At 50.5% G+C, this 551-nt stretch carries 5 tRNA genes; all 5 read left to right on the top strand.

Going from position 1 to position 551, the window contains the following annotated elements:
• Window positions 1-50: 50 nt before the first annotated feature.
• A tRNA-Asn gene (locus WA407_RS26290) sits at window positions 51-126 on the top strand.
• A gap of 3 nt (window positions 127-129) precedes the next feature.
• Window positions 130-202 (top strand) — tRNA-Thr (locus WA407_RS26285).
• Window positions 203-213: 11 nt separating this feature from the next.
• Window positions 214-285 (top strand) — tRNA-Glu (locus WA407_RS26280).
• Window positions 286-296: 11 nt separating this feature from the next.
• A tRNA-Val gene (locus WA407_RS26275) sits at window positions 297-372 on the top strand.
• Between the two features lie 55 nt (window positions 373-427).
• Window positions 428-502 (top strand) — tRNA-Gln (locus WA407_RS26270).
• Window positions 503-551 lie beyond the last annotated feature (49 nt).

The following is a 551-nucleotide window of genomic DNA, read 5'->3' as shown; positions in this document are numbered from 1 at the left end:
AGGGTCCTGGGAGAGTAGGACGTCGCCAAGCAGAGCTTTATGATTAATATTCCCTGATAGCTCAGTTGGTAGAGCACTCGACTGTTAATCGAGTTGTCACAGGTTCGAGTCCTGTTCGGGGAGCCATTTGCTCTCATAGCTCAGCAGGTAGAGTGCATCCATGGTAAGGATGAGGTCACCGGTTCGAACCCGGTTGAGAGCTTGTTATAGGATGGCCCGTTGGTCAAGGGGTTAAGACACCTCCCTTTCACGGAGGTAACAGGGGTTCGAATCCCCTACGGGTCATAGGATAGTATGGAGGCTTAGCTCAGCTGGGAGAGCATCTGCCTTACAAGCAGAGGGTCGGGGGTTCGAGCCCCTCAGCCTCCACCATTTTTCATCCTCTTACCTGGATGAAATCTTGGGGAATTGTGAATCATATGCATATTGGGGATTAGCCAAGCGGTAAGGCAACGGACTTTGACTCCGTCATGCATAGGTTCAAATCCTATATCCCCAGCCATTAAGAGCCATTAGCTCAGTTGGTAGAGCACCTGACTTTTAATCAGGGT

Source organism: Paenibacillus sp. 203, from assembly GCF_037027525.1.
Lineage (GTDB): Bacteria > Bacillota > Bacilli > Paenibacillales > Paenibacillaceae > Paenibacillus > Paenibacillus polymyxa_B.
Note: the sequence above shows the minus strand (reverse complement) of the source record. Positions and strands in the feature narration are given on the sequence as shown.